Origin of the sequence: Loktanella sp. PT4BL (assembly GCF_003201935.1) — a bacterium.
GTDB lineage: Bacteria > Pseudomonadota > Alphaproteobacteria > Rhodobacterales > Rhodobacteraceae > Yoonia.
Map to the genome: position 1 here is coordinate 13,314 of NZ_QJJL01000014.1, position 16,439 is coordinate 29,752.

Annotated in this window: 19 protein-coding genes and 1 pseudogene; 4 read left to right on the top strand and 16 right to left on the bottom strand. The window is 60.6% G+C overall.

Annotated elements, in window-relative coordinates:
- The first annotated feature begins 184 nt into the window (after positions 1-184).
- The 4 genes from C7964_RS18705 to C7964_RS18720 all read left to right on the top strand — a co-directional run bounded on the left by C7964_RS18705 (position 185) and on the right by C7964_RS18720 (position 4,426).
- Positions 185-1,423 (top strand): ABC transporter substrate-binding protein, encoded by a 1,239-nt coding sequence (locus C7964_RS18705; RefSeq protein ID WP_110281089.1) that lies wholly within the window; start codon positions 185-187, stop codon positions 1,421-1,423.
- A gap of 72 nt (positions 1,424-1,495) precedes the next feature.
- Entirely contained in the window at positions 1,496-2,527 is a 1,032-nt protein-coding gene (locus C7964_RS18710; RefSeq protein ID WP_110281090.1) for a carbohydrate ABC transporter permease, read from the top strand.
- Between the two features lie 3 nt (positions 2,528-2,530).
- Complete coding sequence (locus C7964_RS18715) at positions 2,531-3,412, top strand: carbohydrate ABC transporter permease (protein ID WP_110281091.1); 882 nt, start codon at positions 2,531-2,533, stop codon at positions 3,410-3,412.
- Between the two features lie 3 nt (positions 3,413-3,415).
- The gene (locus C7964_RS18720; protein WP_110281092.1) at positions 3,416-4,426 is read left to right on the top strand and encodes a nuclear transport factor 2 family protein; all 1,011 of its coding nucleotides are present in this window, start codon (positions 3,416-3,418) and stop codon (positions 4,424-4,426) included.
- A 120-nt stretch (positions 4,427-4,546) separates the two neighbouring features.
- On the opposite strand, the gene C7964_RS18725 is transcribed toward C7964_RS18720, so the two are convergent.
- The 16 genes and pseudogenes from C7964_RS18725 to C7964_RS18795 form a co-directional block, all read right to left on the bottom strand.
- Positions 4,547-5,251: an IS6 family transposase gene (locus C7964_RS18725; RefSeq protein ID WP_110281093.1), complete on the bottom strand. Its 705-nt coding sequence runs from the start codon at positions 5,249-5,251 to the stop codon at positions 4,547-4,549.
- A 59-nt stretch (positions 5,252-5,310) separates the two neighbouring features.
- Positions 5,311-5,577, bottom strand: coding sequence for a hypothetical protein (locus C7964_RS18730; protein WP_110281094.1), 267 nt, complete (start codon positions 5,575-5,577; stop codon positions 5,311-5,313).
- A gap of 117 nt (positions 5,578-5,694) precedes the next feature.
- A pseudogene (locus tag C7964_RS18735) lies at positions 5,695-6,771 on the bottom strand (TrbL/VirB6 family protein).
- A gap of 12 nt (positions 6,772-6,783) precedes the next feature.
- Entirely contained in the window at positions 6,784-7,194 is a 411-nt protein-coding gene (locus C7964_RS18740) for a hypothetical protein (protein ID WP_110281095.1), read from the bottom strand.
- Positions 7,191-7,385 (bottom strand): DUF4177 domain-containing protein, encoded by a 195-nt coding sequence (locus C7964_RS18745; RefSeq protein WP_110281096.1) that lies wholly within the window; start codon positions 7,383-7,385, stop codon positions 7,191-7,193. The genes C7964_RS18740 and C7964_RS18745 overlap by 4 nt, the downstream gene beginning before the upstream one ends.
- Positions 7,382-8,368, bottom strand: coding sequence for an ATPase, T2SS/T4P/T4SS family (locus tag C7964_RS18750; RefSeq protein WP_110281097.1), 987 nt, complete (start codon positions 8,366-8,368; stop codon positions 7,382-7,384). Before C7964_RS18750 ends, C7964_RS18745 begins: the two co-directional genes overlap by 4 nt.
- A gap of 4 nt (positions 8,369-8,372) precedes the next feature.
- Positions 8,373-9,752 carry a TraB/TrbI/VirB10 family type IV secretion system protein gene (locus tag C7964_RS18755; protein WP_110281098.1) on the bottom strand — a complete coding sequence of 460 codons (1,380 nt, stop codon included), beginning with the start codon at positions 9,750-9,752 and terminating at the stop codon, positions 8,373-8,375.
- Entirely contained in the window at positions 9,749-10,444 is a 696-nt protein-coding gene (locus C7964_RS18760) for a TrbG/VirB9 family P-type conjugative transfer protein (protein WP_110281099.1), read from the bottom strand. Before C7964_RS18760 ends, C7964_RS18755 begins: the two co-directional genes overlap by 4 nt.
- Positions 10,445-10,446: 2 nt before the next feature.
- On the bottom strand, positions 10,447-11,103 hold the full coding sequence (locus tag C7964_RS18765) for a VirB8 family type IV secretion system protein (protein WP_110281100.1): 657 nt from the start codon (positions 11,101-11,103) through the stop codon (positions 10,447-10,449).
- Between the two features lie 14 nt (positions 11,104-11,117).
- A complete protein-coding gene (locus C7964_RS18770; RefSeq protein WP_110281105.1) occupies positions 11,118-11,927 on the bottom strand; it encodes a type IV secretion system protein in 810 nt (269 codons plus the stop codon).
- On the bottom strand, positions 11,927-13,081 hold the full coding sequence (locus tag C7964_RS18775; RefSeq protein WP_220000203.1) for a lytic transglycosylase domain-containing protein: 1,155 nt from the start codon (positions 13,079-13,081) through the stop codon (positions 11,927-11,929). Before C7964_RS18775 ends, C7964_RS18770 begins: the two co-directional genes overlap by 1 nt.
- Positions 13,071-13,238 carry a hypothetical protein gene (locus C7964_RS20070; protein ID WP_181417249.1) on the bottom strand — a complete coding sequence of 56 codons (168 nt, stop codon included), beginning with the start codon at positions 13,236-13,238 and terminating at the stop codon, positions 13,071-13,073. Before C7964_RS20070 ends, C7964_RS18775 begins: the two co-directional genes overlap by 11 nt.
- The gene (locus C7964_RS18780) at positions 13,235-15,610 is read right to left on the bottom strand and encodes a VirB4 family type IV secretion/conjugal transfer ATPase (RefSeq protein ID WP_110281102.1); all 2,376 of its coding nucleotides are present in this window, start codon (positions 15,608-15,610) and stop codon (positions 13,235-13,237) included. The genes C7964_RS20070 and C7964_RS18780 overlap by 4 nt, the downstream gene beginning before the upstream one ends.
- Positions 15,600-15,878: a VirB3 family type IV secretion system protein gene (locus C7964_RS18785; protein ID WP_110281103.1), complete on the bottom strand. Its 279-nt coding sequence runs from the start codon at positions 15,876-15,878 to the stop codon at positions 15,600-15,602. Before C7964_RS18785 ends, C7964_RS18780 begins: the two co-directional genes overlap by 11 nt.
- Positions 15,871-16,164: a TrbC/VirB2 family type IV secretion system protein gene (locus C7964_RS18790; protein ID WP_110281104.1), complete on the bottom strand. Its 294-nt coding sequence runs from the start codon at positions 16,162-16,164 to the stop codon at positions 15,871-15,873. The genes C7964_RS18785 and C7964_RS18790 overlap by 8 nt, the downstream gene beginning before the upstream one ends.
- The coding region (locus tag C7964_RS18795) for a lytic transglycosylase domain-containing protein (protein ID WP_146214895.1) at positions 16,161-16,439 on the bottom strand (279 nt) is incomplete at its 5' end. The genes C7964_RS18795 and C7964_RS18790, both read right to left, overlap by 4 nt.

Below are 16,439 nucleotides of genomic sequence, written 5' to 3' on the forward strand. Positions count from 1 at the left end.
TGCAAGTGGTTTATGGTTTATATTTTGCTCGCAACCGCAGCATAGATCGCATTTCGGGGGCAATGCGCAATAAGACTTGCAATATGGGTTGCGAGAACGTTTGATTGCAATCGTATGCACGGCCTCGTTCCGATTCGATCTGGTGCGGCGCCCAATAAGAAATTGCACTAGCGGGAGACCATAGATGACGAAATTTACCAAATTAATGGGCGCGACGGCGATGGCTGTGACCATGGGCAGCGCAGCTTTTGCCGACGGGCACGGGTGTGTCGCCGAGGGCCGTGTCAGCATCCTTTCCAATGACTTCGCGGCCGTAAACGCGGTCAGCGCTGGGGCAGGGGAATGCCAAGGGGCAGACTTCAGCCACAACGCCACCACCGAACACCGGGACATCCAGGTCGCCGCGCTGACAGCCAATCCGGCGGAGTATACAGTCGCCGTTGTGGCCAACTCGTCCATCGTTGCATTGCTCAATGAAGGGCTGATCCGCCCGCTGGACGATCTGATCGCGGAACATGCGCCTGACATTCCGATGAACCAGCGCATCACGGTGGACGGGCAAGTTGTGGCGATTGCCTTTATGGCGAACGCGCAGCACCTGTTCTATCGCTCTGACGTGCTTGAGGCCGCGGGTGTTGAGCCGCCCACCACTTATGAAGAAGTGCTTGCTGCAGCCGAGGCGATCCGCAGCCAGGGACTGATGGAAAACCCGTTTATCACAAACACGGCTGTGGGCTGGAACCTCGGCGAGGAGTTCGTGAACATGTATCTGGGATTTGGCGGCGCGTTCTTTGAGCCGGGCACCGCGAACCCTGCCGTCAACAACGAGACAGGTGTTGCAGCGCTAGAGATGATGAAGGCGCTGGCGGAATATTCCGACCCTGACTTCCTGACCTTCGCGTCCAACGAGACAGCCGCGGAATGGGAAGCAGGCAATGCAGCGCTCGGCTTCATGTGGGGGTCACGCGGTGGCCCAATTTTAGATGACGAAGGATCGACAGAAGAGATCACCTCGACTACCGTTCTGACCGGCGCCCCGACCGTTGGGGGCGGTGACACGCCCGCCTCGACCTTGTGGTGGGACGGGTTCACCATTGCCGCAAACATCAGCGACGCAGACGCAGAAGCTTCGTTCATCGCCATGGTCCACGGTATGCGTGACGAAGTTGTTCAGGCCAACAACGACGCGGCCGTTTGGCTTTCCCCCGCCTATGTGCCCGGCCCCGCGGCGGCGGGTGTCGCAGCGACGGCGACCACGGGGACCAAGCCTTATCCGATGATACCCTTTATGGGCCTGATGCACACCGCACTGGGCAACGAGCTGGCAGAGTTCATGCAAGGGGAAGAAAGTGCCGAACAGGCGCTGGCAGACGTGGAAGCAGCCTATATCGCCGCCGCCACTGAGCAAGGCTTCATCCAGTAAGCGACATACGGGCCGCCCCCTAAACGGGGCGGCCCATCCGCTTGATCGCCGTAAACAGGAGCGACCGACACGATGCCCCATAAAACCTTCATGTGGTTCATTCTGCCGTCCGCTCTGGCGATGTTTCTGTTCATTTTTGTGCCCATCATCTCTGTCATCGTGCAGTCAATGTATATCGAGCACGAACAAGTGCTGGTCGAGGTTGAGAACTGCGGCCCCTTCGGCTGCACCGTCGAGGTCAATGTAGATCAAGAGGCCATGGCGCAATTGCGAGAAGAGCAGCCCTTGGGCCGGTTCAACGGCTTGGGTACCTATACCAATCGCGCACATCTGGCGTTCACCGAGGTGGGCGAGGCTTGGGTGACCAGCGAGAGCTGGGGCACCTTCCTGTCGGCAGTCTACAACCTGCCGTTCTACAAAGCGCTGGCATTCACACTGACGTTCACCTTTGTGGTCACCCCGCTGGTGTTGTTTTTCGGGCTATTCATCGCACTGGGCGTCAATTCCCTGCCGCGCATCTTCAGGGGGCCGACGATCTTCGTGTCGCTTTTACCGATGATCGTGACGCCGCTGGTGGGATCATTGATCCTGTTCTGGATGGTCGACGCCGAGGGCGTCTTGGGCGCGGCCTTGCAAAACTTATTTGACGACAATTCGCTTTCGCTGAAGGCGTCGCCGTGGCTGACGTGGATTATGTTGATGGTCTATGGCGTATGGTCCTCGACGCCCTTTGCTTTCATCGTCTTTTATGCGGGCCTGCAAACAGTGCCCGAGGACACATTAGAGGCCGCATCTCTTGACGGGGCGGGGCGCTGGCAGAAGGTGCGTTATGTGGTGTTTCCCTACGTGGCGCCCTTGGCGGTTTTCATCACGCTCATTCAGTTGATGGACAACTTCCGCGTCTTTGAACCCATCGTGGGCTTTAGCGCGCAGGCCTCTGCCACATCGCTGAGCTGGATTATCTTCAACGACTTGCGCGGCGGTGATGTGCAGCTGTTCGGATCGGCGGCGGCGACGTCTGTGCTGACGATTTGCGGGGTCGCGATCCTTTTGACGCCTGTGCTGATCCGCACGTGGCGCGACTTTAACCGAAAGCGGGTGTGATCCATGGCGTCCAAGGCTCAAAGACGCTCGCAAGGGCTGATCGTTCTGACTGCGACACTGGTTCTGATCTGGGTCGTGATCGCGTCCTTTCCGTTCCTGTGGACCCTTTGGGGGTCATTCAAAGTGCAGGGGGATTTCTTTTCGAAGGCGGATTGGACGAACGCGCTGACCGGCACGCGCACGATTGCGGAAACGGGCGGCTATTTCACGCTGAACGGCTATGAAGGTGCATGGATCGAAAAGGAATTCTGGCGCGCGGCGCTCAATACGATGGTTGTGGTGGTCTGCGTCGTCGTAATCTCGCTCACGTTCGGCACTTTGGGCGGCTACGCGCTCGCAAGGTCGGGGTATCGCTATGCGTTCTGGTTGCTGATGTTGGCGCTGGTGTTCCGCGCCATGCCGCATATCACGCTGGTGTCGGGCTATCTTTTGCCATTCTTTGAATGGGGCGTTTGGGGGCGTTTGGAGACTTCGATCATCGTGTTGGTGGCGATCAACCAGCCGTTCACGTTGTGGATGCTGCATTCGTTCTTTCTGACCATCCCCAAGGATCTTGACGAGAGCGCCATGGTCGATGGCTGCACCCGTTTTCAGGCGTTTCGCCATGTCATCATTCCGGTGATGTGGCCGGGGGTGATCACGACGGGGCTGTTTTCCTTCCTGCTGGCCTATAACGATTTCGCCGTCACGGCGGTGTTGCTTAGCCAGGAGAACGCGACAATGGTGCCGAAAATTGCGTCCTTCCTTGGGTCTACCTTCGAGGAAGGCAATGTGATGTTCGCGGTCTCTGCCGTTGTGTCGGCCACCGCGCCGCTGTTCGTTCTCATCCTCTTTTTCCAGCGTCAGATTGTGTCCGGTTTGACGGCTGGGGCAGTTAAAGGGTAACTCATGTTACAAGATCACAAGGCTGTCGTCCGCGCCCTTTATGCGGATATGAAGGGGGCCACGCCCGACACCATCGAAGGGGTGCTGGCTTCCCATACCACGCCCGATTGGCACTGGCGCGGGATGCATCCGTTTTATGAACAGCGCGGTGCGGCCGATGTGGCGCGGGTGTTTTGGGGGCCTTTGTTAACCTCTCTGACGCGGTTGCAGCGGCGCGAGGATATCTTCTTTGCGGGTGAAAATTCCGTGGGCGAGGGGGTGTGGGTCATCTCGATGGGGCACCTGATGGGCCTGTTCGATGAGGTTTGGTTGGGCATCCGGCCCAGCCGCAAGATCACGATGCTGCGCTATTGCGAATTCAACCGCATAGAAAACGGCAAGATCGCTGAAACAATGCTGCACGTCGATATCCCGCATCTGATGGTACAGGCGGGGCAAAATCCGTTTCCGCCACAGACGGCGGCACAATTGGTGCAACCCGGGCCAATGATGCACGACGGCTTGTTGATAGATGAGCAGCCCGAAGGCGAGGGCAGGGCCACCTTGGCCGCAATCAACGCGATGATTGGCGATCTGGGAACGTGGAAATTGGGCCTTCCACTTGAGGAGGAGCTGGCCCGCACATGGCACGATGACATGATCTGGTGGGGACCCACCGGCATCGGCGCGGCCTACACGATCGAACGCTACGCCAAACAACACTCCGGTCCGTTCCGCGCGGCGTTCCATGATCGCTCTGCTACAGGTCATGTGGCGCGATTGGCTGAAGGGCATTACGGTGGCTTTTTCGGCTGGCCGAACTTTACGGCCAAACAGCATGGTGGGTTCATGGGCATGCCAGGCTCCGATAAGTCCTGTGAATTCCGCGTGATAGATATCTATCGCCGCGAGGGCGACAAACTGGCCGAGAACTGGATTTTCATCGACGTGCTCTACTGGTTGATGCAGCTGGGCGATGACGTGCTGGCGCGGATGGCAGGGATTTCGGGCACAGATTATACCCCGCCGGTTTGATCAAAAGGCGGCGGATCGTGTCCAGATTACTTTACCGTTTGAGCTATCGCGCTCAATCTGAAGCGACGGTGCTGCCAGACTAATTCGAACTCGTCTCTGCAAGGACAGTGAAGCTGCCCCTTATGTCGCGCAGAGACCACGCCACTCGGCAAGAGCAGCGGCACGGTTGAGCTTGAAATTAGTTCGACTTGAGAGGCTGCGTTCCTGATTGAAGTGATTGTAGACGGAAGCGTGAACGGCGGCGAATTTCTGCAAACTTCGCATGCGCCTGAATCGAAGTATGGCCCGTTCTCGTCGTCGGAATGGCAGATGTGAATTCTCTGCCCTGTTGTTCAGCCAGCGGCCGGTTTCCTGCCTGTCTGCGGCGCCTATCTCTTTCAGCGCAGCGCCGTACGAACGCAGCATGTCCGTGACGATCACCTCGGGACAACCATGCTTACGCATTGCTTTCTTGAGGAATTTTAGCCCGGATTTCTTATCGCGAGTTTTAGTCACAAAGCTTTCCAGGACTTCGCCTTCGTGATCCACAGCCCGCCAGAGATAGTGTCGCTCGCCATTGATCTTCACGAACATCTCGTCCAGATGCCAGCGCCATTTGCTCGATTTCATGCCTTGGATTCGGCGCTTACGGATCTCCGCCGCGAACATTGGACCGAACCGATGCCAACAATACCTGACTGCTTCGTGACTGACATCGACGCCGCGCTCGTGCAGCAGATCCTCGACATTGCGAAGGGACAGAGGGAAACGGACGTACATCATCACCGCCAGGCGGATAATCTCGCGGCTCGTTTTGAAATAGCGAAATGGATCAGGTGTGATCATATCCAGACGCTACAAATACACCCTGCCCGCCTCAAGCCAGTTTCTTCTGACAGTGCCGCCTACTGCTTAAACGGGACGACGTTTGAACCACCGTTGGCAAAAGCGATTGCGCCTTCACTGCGGATGGTACTGATAGCCTCTTCGAATGCGGCTCGGTCGTCTTCAAAGAGATCGTCCCAGACAATGGATGTCCCGTCTTCGGTCACAACTTCCAGCGACCAACCGTCCCCGCCTTCGAGTTTGTAGATGTCTACCTTGAATGGCACCCCATCCTCAACGATGCGCTGCGAGGTGCTGGAAATGACAAGGTTGGGTTCGCGTTCCATATGAATTCCTCTTTGATCTGCGGTAGATGATAGAGGCACTGATCACGGAGGCCAATGTCCGCAAAGTGGACTGCACCGCAGAATTCGGATCAGTGCGGCAATGGCCGGTTAGGGCCGTCACCGTCGTCCAAGCCGTCCCAGTCTCGCCAGCTGCGCCAGCATTTTTGACCCCGATTCTGCGGATTCTGTGCCTCCTGCGGAACCCGTCTGCCCCATCCCTTGCCGAACAGGCATCTGCTGCACACCGAAGAACTGCCGCGCTCTGAGGGCTGCATATTCCGCACCGCTTACCCCACCGATCAGGTAGCGATTGTAGGCCTGCTGGCTGCCCATGGCTGCGCGGGCAAAGCTGTAGCCGCCGCCGAGCCCACCGGAGAGGGCGGGCATCATGATATTGCCTGAGATCGCGCGAACGATAAACGGCGTTGCGATGATGAAGCCCTTCGCCATGAGGACCATCATGAAGAAGGGAATAAGCGCGCCAATGTTTGAGGCCCCTTCGGGGTCGCCTAGTTCGCCGATGAGCGCGGAAGAAACGCCTGTGATCGTTGCGAACACGCCTGCGACGACAATGGGGTATAGCGCAAAGGAGATCAGCGCCGACAGCCAGCGCGCGAAATAATCCTTGGTCACTTCGAATAGGGTCAGGAAAATCATCACCGGTGCGATCCCGATCAAAAGCGCGATCATCAGGCGGGATGCCACGAGGATGAAGGCGGCCAGCCCGCCGAGGATCGAGAGCAAGAGGACCCCGACAATGTCGAGCATGGCCCCTGCCATCCAGTTCAGCTCTGACCCGGCGGCGTTCAGGTAATCGCCAAGCTCCGAAATCAATCGGTCGAATTCTTCGGCGAAAGTTCCAGAGGGTCACGGACTGCCGCCGCCGACCGAGGCCACCAGCGCGCCCGCGATACTGTCGATCCCATAGAGAATGGCAGACGCGAACGCGTTGAACTGCATCCAGTTGGTCGCGAATATCCCGATGAGCCCGATCTTGACCGCGAGCCAGAAGGCTGTGTGCCCATCCATGGCCCGGTATTGATAGATCATGTTGATGCCGACGAGGATCACCACCAGCGTTGTCCCCAAAACCAGGAGCGTGCCGACCGTTGCCGCAACCGCACCAAACTGGGTCTCAGCGGCGGTGTCGAGATAGGCCTGGGAGGTTTCAACGAAATAGGTGACGACACTCATCGCGGCGCTGCCTTACCAATTGCCTGCGGCGTCGCAGATTGCCTTAGCGGCAGGGCGGGCGGCGTTGGCGCGGCGGTTGTAGGCGTCCGAGGCTTGCAGCATTTCCCACCGTTCGTCGCTCGCGTAGCTCTCCCGAAACACGGCCTCGGCTGCGTCCCAGGACGGGAACCGGGTCGCGCAGTCGCAGTTGCCGATCTCGACGACCCGCTCGAGATTCTGGGCGCGATAGATGTCCTGAACCAGAACCCGCTGATAGGCTTGGCGGAGCGGAATTTCCTGCATCCAGACGGGCTCGGCGGGCCGGTCCGGACAGACGTCAAAGCTGCGATCGAGGGTTGGCACTAGGTTGCGCTCGGCAACGGCGAAGGTAGGCGTCAGGCTTAGGGCCAGCGCGGCCAAGGCCAGGTGCTGCGCCTGCCTCATGCCGTGGCTCCAGCGGGTGTGGTTTCGCGCTTCAGGAAAACGGTGTGCCCGATATTGGCGAATTCCGAGGAGCTGATCGACACCACCTCCCAGCCTTCCGCACCTTTGGCATTCAGGCTGGCCTGCATGTCGGCAAGGCTGGTTTTGCGGGTCATGGGAAAACACAGGATATCATATTCAAAGGTCTTCATGGGGAAGTTCCAATCTCAGTTGCGCCGGGGAGGTAGAATTCGGTGATGCCGCGCCGGCCATTGTGGCGACCGGCCTGGATGATCACATCGATGGAGTTTTCGATGTACTGGATCATGTCGGCATAGGTCATCGGGATCTCGGTCTTGAGTGCGGCGATCGCGAGCCGCTGCACGGCGAGTTGCGGGGTTTCTGCATGTAGGGTGGTCATGGACCCGCCATGGCCCGTGTTGATTGCCTCGAGGAAGGTCATTGCCTCCTTGCCGCGCACCTCGCCGAGGATGATCCGGTCGGGGCGCATCCGCAGCGTCGCGGTGAGAAGCACATCGGCGGTCTGGAATTCTGAGTCGCGATTGGCGATGAGGGTCACGGCATTTGGTTGGGTCGGCAGAAGCTCGGCCGCCTCCTCGATGGTGACGATGCGTTCCTCGGATGGCACGTGCGATAGGATCTTGCGCGCGGCGACGGTCTTGCCGGTGGAGGTGCCGCCCGAGACGATCATGTTGAGCTTGTTCTCCACGCAGAAGGCCAGCGCGTCGTCGATCACGTCCGCGGCCACGACCCCGCGCAGTTCCCGGGTTTTTTCGAGGCGCAGTTCCTCGAGCTTGCGTTCCTTGCCATAGAGGAAATCGAGCGCGATCCCATCGAGTGGCAGGCTTGAGAAGAACCGCAGGCTGATCGACATGGCAGAGAGCACGGCAGGCGGGGTGATGACCTGTGCCCGGATCGGGCGGCCCTTGTAGGTGATCGAGACCGAGACGATGGGGCGGTCCTTGCTCATTGTGGTATTGGCGGAAGAGGCGATCTGGTTACCGAGGTCCTTCACTTCCGTTGCGGTCAGCGTCTGGTCCAGCTGCCGCATGAAATGATCGCCCTGGAATTCGCCCCAGCAGCTGCCGTCAGGATTGATGCAGATCTCGATGACATCTTCGCGGGCCGCGGCATCGATCCGGTCGAGGGAGGTTTCGAGATAGCTCAGCGACATGGGCTCAGAATATCTCCAGATCGCGGTCGACCATCACGGTGACGCGGGCCCCTTGGTCAACATAGATGACAGGGCCGATGGAGAGGTAATCGCCTATGACGCTGTCCGTGGCATCTGCCAGATCATCGCCAACGTCTTCGAGCACATCCGCAGCAGTCTCATCCTGGACCTCGGAGGTGGCGGCACTGGGCGCCGCAGAAATCAGGGAAATCAACGCCGCCGAACCGAAACGCTCATCAAAGCGCGTGTCGACAAAACCGGTCACGCCGGAGCGGCCCAGTTCATCGCCCCCGAAAGAGCTGATCTGGATCGTCTGGTTGTCGGGCAGGATGATCCGGTCCCAGGCAATGGTGACCCGGCGCTGCGCGATATCTACCCCCGAACGATACCGCCCGATAAGACGGGAGCCGCGCGGGATTAGTAAGCGAGAACCGTCGAAACTGAACACGTCTTCGGAAACGACGGCCCGGGTTTGACCGGGCAGGGAGCTGTCGAGGGCGGTTTCCATGACGGCCTGGATCATGGTGCCCTGTAGAATCGTGTTGGAGGGATTGGCGATCACCTCGGCCTGCGTCACGGTGGAGGGCAACGCACCGTTCAGCACGAAATCCGTCACCTCGCCAAAAGTCCGTTCGGCCAGTGCTGTTTCATTTGCGCCTGAGGTGCCACCAAAGGCGATGGTGGGCGAGGTGATGCGGCGTTCCTGAAACGCGCGTTCTTCGGCCGCGCGGCGTTCAAGTTCCGCGAGCCGTCTTGCTTCCTCATCGCGGCGGAGCCGTTCCTCTTCCCGCGCACGCAACTCGTCCTCCGTGGGGCCGATGGGTGCTGGAAGGGGCCGGTTGGCCTCAAGTTGCGCAAGTTCGAGGTCCATCCGGAGTTGCTCCAGCTCGCGATCGCGCGCTGTGAGCTCATCGCGAAACTGCTGCTGCGCGGCTTCCGAGGCGGACTGCAGCGCCGCGATCTGGCTTGTCAGCGCATCGATGGCTTCGGCGGCAGCTGTATCTTCTTGGACGACGGGTTCGGGTGCATTGCGCAAGTCCTCGATCTGGGCCTGAAGAGCTGCAAGCTGCGCCAGAAGCTCGGCATTCGGTTCCACCGGGTCTGGTGCGACCAGCACGACCTCGGGTTCAGGCGGGAGGAGAGTTTCGATGGCACCGAAGCCGTCGCCTTCGTTCTGGAAGACGTCGGGTGTGGCTGTGGGCAGGGCTTCCTCTTCCTCGGGTTGGGACATGAGATAGAGCAATGCACCGCCCGCCCCGATCACAAGGACGACGACCACAGCGAGCAGCGGTGAGCGCCGTGGGGCAGGGGGCGAACCAGCGCCCTTGCCTTGTTCTAGAGCAGCGAGGCGTTTCTCGAGGTCTGCGTTTCCAGTATCGCTCATGAGCCTACCCCCGCAGGTGGTGTGGCCTCGATACAGACCACCTCGTCACCGATCCGCAGCACCCATTGCCTGTTCACGCCTGAAACCCGGATCACGCCATCCTCGGTGGCCTGCGTGTTGACCGTCCGCTCACGGCCATTCGCGTAGCGGAAGATCGCAGGCACCGGCGCGTTCCGCGGAAATTCGAAATACGTGAACGTCCCGTCATCCCAGATGCGGGTCGGGGTGAACTCGGTGCGCGCGCTGGCACCGTAATTGTAGTTCGGCGCTTGGGCGGCGATGGCACGTGTGGGCCGCGTATTGTCTTCGGGGTAGCGGAACTGGACCACGTAAAAGGTCGGACTTCGGGTCTCCTGGACGTTGAAGTAATAACTGCGCCTGTTCGTGTAGACGGTCACATCGGTATGCACCCCGCGCGCCACCGGCTTGATCGCGAAGGCCTGACCGCCGGGTACGCCGTCGATCTCGAAGCCCTCCGTGTCGCCTGCGATGATCGAGCGGATGCTCTCGCCTTCGCCGAACTCGATGGTGGTTACATGGGTGAGCGAGACGTTGAGGCGGTAGACCTGACCCTCCTGGTAGGTGGCCAAGCGCACCCGGCTATCGTTGGGACCGCCACGCGGGATGGCTTCGGCGGAGGCAAGGCCGGGCAACAGGGCAATGACAAAAACAAGCGATCTTGTGAACAACAACGTCAGTTCTCCAATCTGTCGGAGCGGATGGAATATTCGAGCACGGTGAAGCCGAACGGATTGGTCCAGACCTCATCGATGGAGCGGCGGGTCTCGGGGCGGAACTCGAAGAGAAGCGTGGCGGTGAAAAGCCCGGTTTGGACGCCGTTGATAGATGTCAGGCGCTTGCGCAGGCGGACCGTCGCGCGGTTGGTTCCGATCCGGTTGATGCTGAGGATCTCCACGTCGAGCCGCGCATTGGGGCCATAGACCGTCGGCGGGTAGTTCTCATTGGCGCTGTTCCAGATCTGGCGCAGCCCGCTCTCGGCAGCTCCGTCCGAGCGGCGCAGGACGTTGCGGATGCGCAGATCGTTGTCGAGCTGGTTATAGACCTCCCGGTCGGTCACATAGCGGAACACCTCCGCCTCGATGATCGCCTGGTTGGCGGTCACCGAGGAGGCGCCGACCGAGGCTTCGGGGAGTGCAAAGCCGGTGGCGGGATCATAGGGGACAACGACGGGGGGCGGGTCGACATCGAGGATCGAGACCGCCGCCGCGCTCAGACAGCCGATGACACCGAAGACAAGGCCCATCAGGCCAAGGCGTTGCCAGAGCCGTTCGCGGCGCAAGGCACCGTAGACCAGTTCTTCCTCGATGATTTCTTGTTCACTCGCCACCATTCATGCCCCCACGATTACTCGGCCCGCAGGTCCGGCAAGGTGAAATCCATGAACCGCTGCTCTTCGGCGATGGTGGCGGCATCGATCACGCCGCCCGTGCCATCGCCCACGGTCTGGATGGCTTCGAGCTGCCACATGGCGACCAGCGCAATGGCGAGCTCCGCGGTCACGCGCGTGTTAAGATCGATGCTTTCCTTGAGTTCGTCCATGTCGTCGATAAGCCCCACAAGGCGGTCGACCCGCTCGAGCGATTGGCCGGCATCTTCATAGCTGTTCTGGGCGGCGGCTGAGACAAGGGCACCGGTCGTGGCCTGAGTAGCGACTCTGTTCGCGCCCGGATTTCCGCTCGTGGCCATTTCCGAGAGGGTGTCCTCGTCAAAGCCGAGGTCGGCCAGAACGCGGTCCATCTGGGTTTCGATCTCGCCTGCGCCAGAACCGGAGAGGCCGGAGAAATCCCCCGTCTTGATCGCCTCAATCGTGGCGAGGATGTCGCCGAACTCCTGGTCGAGCAGGCCGTTCAACTCGTCTTCCATTTCCGTGCGGATGATCTCGGGAAGCTCGGCAAGGCGGGTGAGTGCTTCGTAGGTTCTTTGCAGCTCCGCGAGTTGATCTGTGAGCGTGGCCAGCTGTTCTCGGAGCTGCGTCAGCTGCTCGTTTTGCAGGATCTCGTCCTCGATCATCTGCCGGAGCTGCTGGATGTTTTGCGCGATGTTCTGGGTGTCAACGACCGGTACACCTTGTGCTGCGGCAGGGGGTAGGGCGCTGAACTGCAAGCCAACGCCAAGTGTCGTGACCAAAGCTGTCCTCAAGAGAAGATGTCCCATCATTCAATCTCCCTGATCGTAAAATCCATGAACGCGCCTTCGGCCATGCGGGCGCTGGCCTGGGTCAGCTCTTCGGCGGAGAGGACGCGGGTGCGTGCAGCCTGAAGCCGGATGCGGGCAGCCACGAGACGCACGAGTTCGGCTCGGGCATAGGTGTTGAGCGTGACGCTCTCCTGCGCATCCTCGGTTTCGGAAATCCGTTCGACGATATCGCGAATGCGCAGGGCGGCCTGGCGGATCGCGACAGGCGAGCTGCTGCCGTAGAAGGCTGCCCCTTGACCCGTGAGCGAGAGGTTGGCATTGGCGAGAAGCGCCGGATCGATCGTGCCGAGCGCTTCGATCCCGCCGATGCGGCTCAGATAAAGATTGTAGCGTTCAGGAATGACCTGGACGTAGTGTTGGGTCTCCGCAAAGGGCGGGACGCCGCCATATTCGAACACTCGACCGGGTCCTGCGTTATAGGCCGCGAGGGCGTTGACGATGTTGCCATCGAATGTGTTGAGCTGGGTCGCGAGATAGCGGGCGCCACCATGCACCTGCAGGTAGGGGCTATCATAGTATTCCGGATTGATGCCCAGATCGCTGGCCGTCCCAGGCATGATCTGGGTGAGACCATAGGCACCGATGGGAGACCGTGCCCCAATCGTAAACCGGCTTTCCTGCCAGATCAGCGCTTGCAGCAACGCGCGCCATTGGACGGGGGAGAGACCCGCGCGGCCAACACCGGCAAAGCCGCTGGTCTCCTGAGCCACGCGGATGATGAGCTGCTCAATGGTCTCGGCGGCGTCGCCCAACATCTGCGCACCGCCGGGATTGGGGTCGATGTTGGCATTGCCATAGACCGCCGCCACCGAGCGCTCAGGATCCCCGCTGCCGTTTTCCAGTCCCGAGACCATAGCCAGCAGGCCCTGACCGCCGAAGTTGGTCTGGGCATCGAGGATGCGTCCGAGGGTTTCCAGCTGTTCGCGCTCGATCTCGGCAATCAGTTCGCGCACGGCAAGCTTGTCCGCCTGAAGGGCCAAGTCTGTTTCGCGGTCGCCGGTCTCGACGATGTCGCGCGCGGTCAGCCCGCTGTCATTGGTGGGCACCCCTTGAGACAAGGCGAGACCAGGCAACAGGCAAAACGCGAGAATATGAGGCAGGCTAGACTTCAATGTCGCCCTCCGGGGTGCCAAGGGGCGTGAAGTCACAATCAGGCGCGACGGGTGCCGTGGACGCAAGGAATGTGAAGCAGTTCACCTGCGGCTCCTGGTACTGGGTGCAGGAGGCCAAAACGCGGAGCGCGGCGAGAAGAAACAGGATACGGATCATGAAAGCCTCCAGAAGTCCGGGCGGTCGCGGTAATCGGCGCCGACAAGCGCTTCGCCCTTTTCCATGCCACCAAGGATGGTGAGATTGGGTCCAAGCGCGCTCAGATCGGCATCGACGACGATTGAGCCCTGATCGTCGCGGATCAGCGCCAAGCGGCTGTTGCTGCCCGTGTTGAGAAGGACGTCGAGTTCCTTCTCCGTGAGGTTCAGCATTGCGTAATCCGCAGGCTGCGCGCGGATATTGGGCAGCAGGATCTGCGTCGGAACGGCTTCGACGATGGTCTTGCCGGTCCGGGTGCGCTCGAGCTGGCTTGCGTATTGCGTCATCATCACGGCAACCGTGTTCTGCTTGCGCGCTGTCACCAGCCAGTTCGACAGCCGCTCGGCGAAATACGCGTTATCGAGGGCCTTCCAGGCCTCGTCGATCACGATGATGGTGGGGCGGCGATCCTCGATCTCGCGTTCGACCCGGCGGAAAAGATAGGAGAGAACCGCCATCCGCTCCTTGTCGGCCTCGCTGTCGAGAATGCCGGTCAGATCGAAGCCCACCACATCCCCTTTGAGTGAGAACGTGTCCTCGAGGCTCTGCCCGAAGATCCAGCCATAGCGGCCGTCCTCAGACCATTCGAGCAGGCGCTGGTGCAGATCGCCGCCATCATCGGTGGACACAAAAAGCGATGCGAAATCCCGCCAGTTCCGCAGGGCTGGATTGGAGGCCTGCGCATTCTGGCGCACGACTTCCTGGATGCGGTTGGTCTGTGCTGGCGTCAGGGGCTTGTCAGCGCGGTAGAGCAGAGTGGCAAGCCAGTCCGAGAGCCAGGCGGTGCCGCGGGCATCGGTCTCTGTCCAGAGCGGGTTGAGGCCCGTGGGCTGACCGGCGTTCAGGGACGCGTAGCGCCCGCCATTGGCGCGGACCGCCATCTCCATACCAAGACGGTAATCGAAGACGAAGATCCGCGCCTCTGCGCGGCGGGCTTGGGTCATCAGAAAGGCTGACAGCACCGATTTGCCGGACCCGGGCCGCCCCATGATCAGGGTATGGCCGCTGGTCGGTTCTTTGTCGGGCGATCCCTGCTCGTGATAGGAAAACCGGTAGGCGCTCTGCTCCGGCGTGGGCAAATATGTGACGACATGGCCCCAGGGAGTTTTCGGGGCGGGTTTGCCGAGCTGCGTTCGGTGGAAGGCCGCAAAATCCGCGAAGTTGCGATTGGTCACAGCGCTGGCGCGGACGCGCTTGGGCTGGTTGCCGGGATGCTGGCTGAGGTAATGCGCCTTGGCGGCGACCCGCTCGCCGATCATCTTCACGCCTTCGGTCGCGGCGGCATTCACGATCTCCGCGCTGAGCGACTGCAGCTCATCGAGCGTTTCGCAAAAGAGCGTCACGACCATGTGATGCTCGCCGAAGCTTTGGCGCTTGGCCTCGAGATCATCGGCGGCGATGTCGAGGGCTTCCAGGAGCGAGAGGGCCGCGTCCTGGCTGGCCTGCATCTGGCGCTTTTGCCGTTTGATACGACCCGCCATGAGGTTCGAATTGATCGGCGTGAAGGAATGGGTGACGATCATGTCGACCGGCAGGTTCAGCATGTCGAACATGGTGCAGGAGGTGCCTTCCGAGTATTCACCGATGGTGAAGCTCTTGCCGTAGCGGTGCCCCACGACGCCTTCGGACAGCTCGAAATAATCGCCTTGGAACGTTACGCGGGTATTGGAGACATTGAAGGACAGAAAGCCGTAGGTGTCTGCCGGATAAAGCGGCAGCTCGGTTCCTGTATTGAGCGCGCCCAGAAACCCTACCAATTCCCCCGATGCAGCCGACAGGAGGCGCGGCTTGAGCTCGGTAAGCCCCGAGAGGAAGACGTTCACGGCCTCACCGAGGCGCTGCAGGCGTTTGCGGGTCTCCTCCTTCAGTCGGTCCGGCGCGCTGCGGCCGAGGTGCGGCAGGAGGCTTTTCGGGGGCGGGCGGTGAATGACGGTGAGCGTCAGTGTTTTGTCGCGGAGCCCACTGTTCTCGAGTTTCGCGCGCCAGCGCCGGTCAACCTCTCCTGCGAAGCTGTCCTCACGGATCGGGTCCAGATCCGGTTTGATGGCCTTGGAGACCTTGTGGACGTAATAGCTGAACTCCGGTCCCAGCTGCGCGATGATCCGGGCAACGAGCGCCGTCACCTTGTCGAGATAGGCATCGTCCGTCGTGTAGCTGTTGATCCCCTCGAGCCGGATGCACCGGAAGAGTTCGTTCACCCGAGTCCGCACGGTCTGGTCGTCAACGAGGCTCACATAGGGCAGCATATGCGCGAGGCGGGTCTCGCGCGCATACCAGTCTGGCGTCATTGTGCGGGCATCGAGCGCAGCATCACGGGCGTCATCACGGGGCATAGCTGTCCCCGCCATGAATGGACCTGTTGCGCGTGGGCGGTGTCTCCTGCAGCGCCGTCATCATCACGTCGATGAAGCGTGGGTCCCAATCGGCGGCCTTCCAAAGCACCGGATAGAGCAGGGCCGCGACAGTCAGCACTACGATGTGCTGGACCCAGACGAATAGGAGCACCGAACCGAAGAGCCAGACCATCGCATACATGATGGGCAGGCCCAGAAGCTTCGGCGGGCGCACGAGGCCGAGAAAGAGAGGCGCGCGCTCAGCCACCGGCAAAGACCGCGGCAACGATGGTGGGGGCGGCGGCAACACCAGCGATGCCCACGAGGACCCAGAGCGCCTGGCGCAGATCGATGATGTTGAAGAACCAGCTGAGAAAGACCCCGAGAACGGCAAGCGTCGCGATGACAACGCCAAGCGGGCCGGTCAACGCATCGACGATACCTTGCAGCAGGCTCTGGATTGGGGAGAGGTCGATGCTTTGCGCCAGGGCCGGTTCTGCAATGAGCAGGAAGATCGCCAGCGCGGCGACGAAGAGGTTTGAAATCTGTTTCATGAATTTGATCCTTCCAATCGGGCCACGACAGCCATGACGCGGGCCACGTGGTTCTGGGTTTCTCGGTAGGGGGGAATGCCGCCGTACTGGCGGACCGCATCGGGTCCGGCGTTGTAGGCTGCAAGGGCAAGGCGTGGATCGCCGAACGTGTCCAACATCATCGCGAGGTAGCGGGCGGAGCCGTCGAGGTTCTGCAGCGGATCACGCGGGTCGACGCCCAGATCACGCGCAGTTGCTGGCATCAATTGACCAAGGCCAATGGCACCCGCACTTGA

Coding starts and splice junctions, on each gene's coding strand:
- C7964_RS18705 (WP_110281089.1), top strand. CDS start 185: ATGACGAAATTTACCAAATTAATGGGCGCGACGGCGATGGCTGTGACC.
- C7964_RS18780 (WP_110281102.1), bottom strand. CDS start 15,610: ATGCCCCGTGATGACGCCCGTGATGCTGCGCTCGATGCCCGCACAATG.
- C7964_RS18710 (WP_110281090.1), top strand. CDS start 1,496: ATGCCCCATAAAACCTTCATGTGGTTCATTCTGCCGTCCGCTCTGGCG.
- C7964_RS18770 (WP_110281105.1), bottom strand. CDS start 11,927: ATGGGACATCTTCTCTTGAGGACAGCTTTGGTCACGACACTTGGCGTT.
- C7964_RS18740 (WP_110281095.1), bottom strand. CDS start 7,194: ATGAGGCAGGCGCAGCACCTGGCCTTGGCCGCGCTGGCCCTAAGCCTG.
- C7964_RS18715 (WP_110281091.1), top strand. CDS start 2,531: ATGGCGTCCAAGGCTCAAAGACGCTCGCAAGGGCTGATCGTTCTGACT.
- C7964_RS18720 (WP_110281092.1), top strand. CDS start 3,416: ATGTTACAAGATCACAAGGCTGTCGTCCGCGCCCTTTATGCGGATATG.
- C7964_RS18765 (WP_110281100.1), bottom strand. CDS start 11,103: ATGGTGGCGAGTGAACAAGAAATCATCGAGGAAGAACTGGTCTACGGT.
- C7964_RS18750 (WP_110281097.1), bottom strand. CDS start 8,368: ATGTCGCTGAGCTATCTCGAAACCTCCCTCGACCGGATCGATGCCGCG.
- C7964_RS18790 (WP_110281104.1), bottom strand. CDS start 16,164: ATGAAACAGATTTCAAACCTCTTCGTCGCCGCGCTGGCGATCTTCCTG.
- C7964_RS18755 (WP_110281098.1), bottom strand. CDS start 9,752: ATGAGCGATACTGGAAACGCAGACCTCGAGAAACGCCTCGCTGCTCTA.
- C7964_RS18730 (WP_110281094.1), bottom strand. CDS start 5,577: ATGGAACGCGAACCCAACCTTGTCATTTCCAGCACCTCGCAGCGCATC.
- C7964_RS18745 (WP_110281096.1), bottom strand. CDS start 7,385: ATGAAGACCTTTGAATATGATATCCTGTGTTTTCCCATGACCCGCAAA.
- C7964_RS18725 (WP_110281093.1), bottom strand. CDS start 5,251: ATGATCACACCTGATCCATTTCGCTATTTCAAAACGAGCCGCGAGATT.
- C7964_RS20070 (WP_181417249.1), bottom strand. CDS start 13,238: ATGATCCGTATCCTGTTTCTTCTCGCCGCGCTCCGCGTTTTGGCCTCC.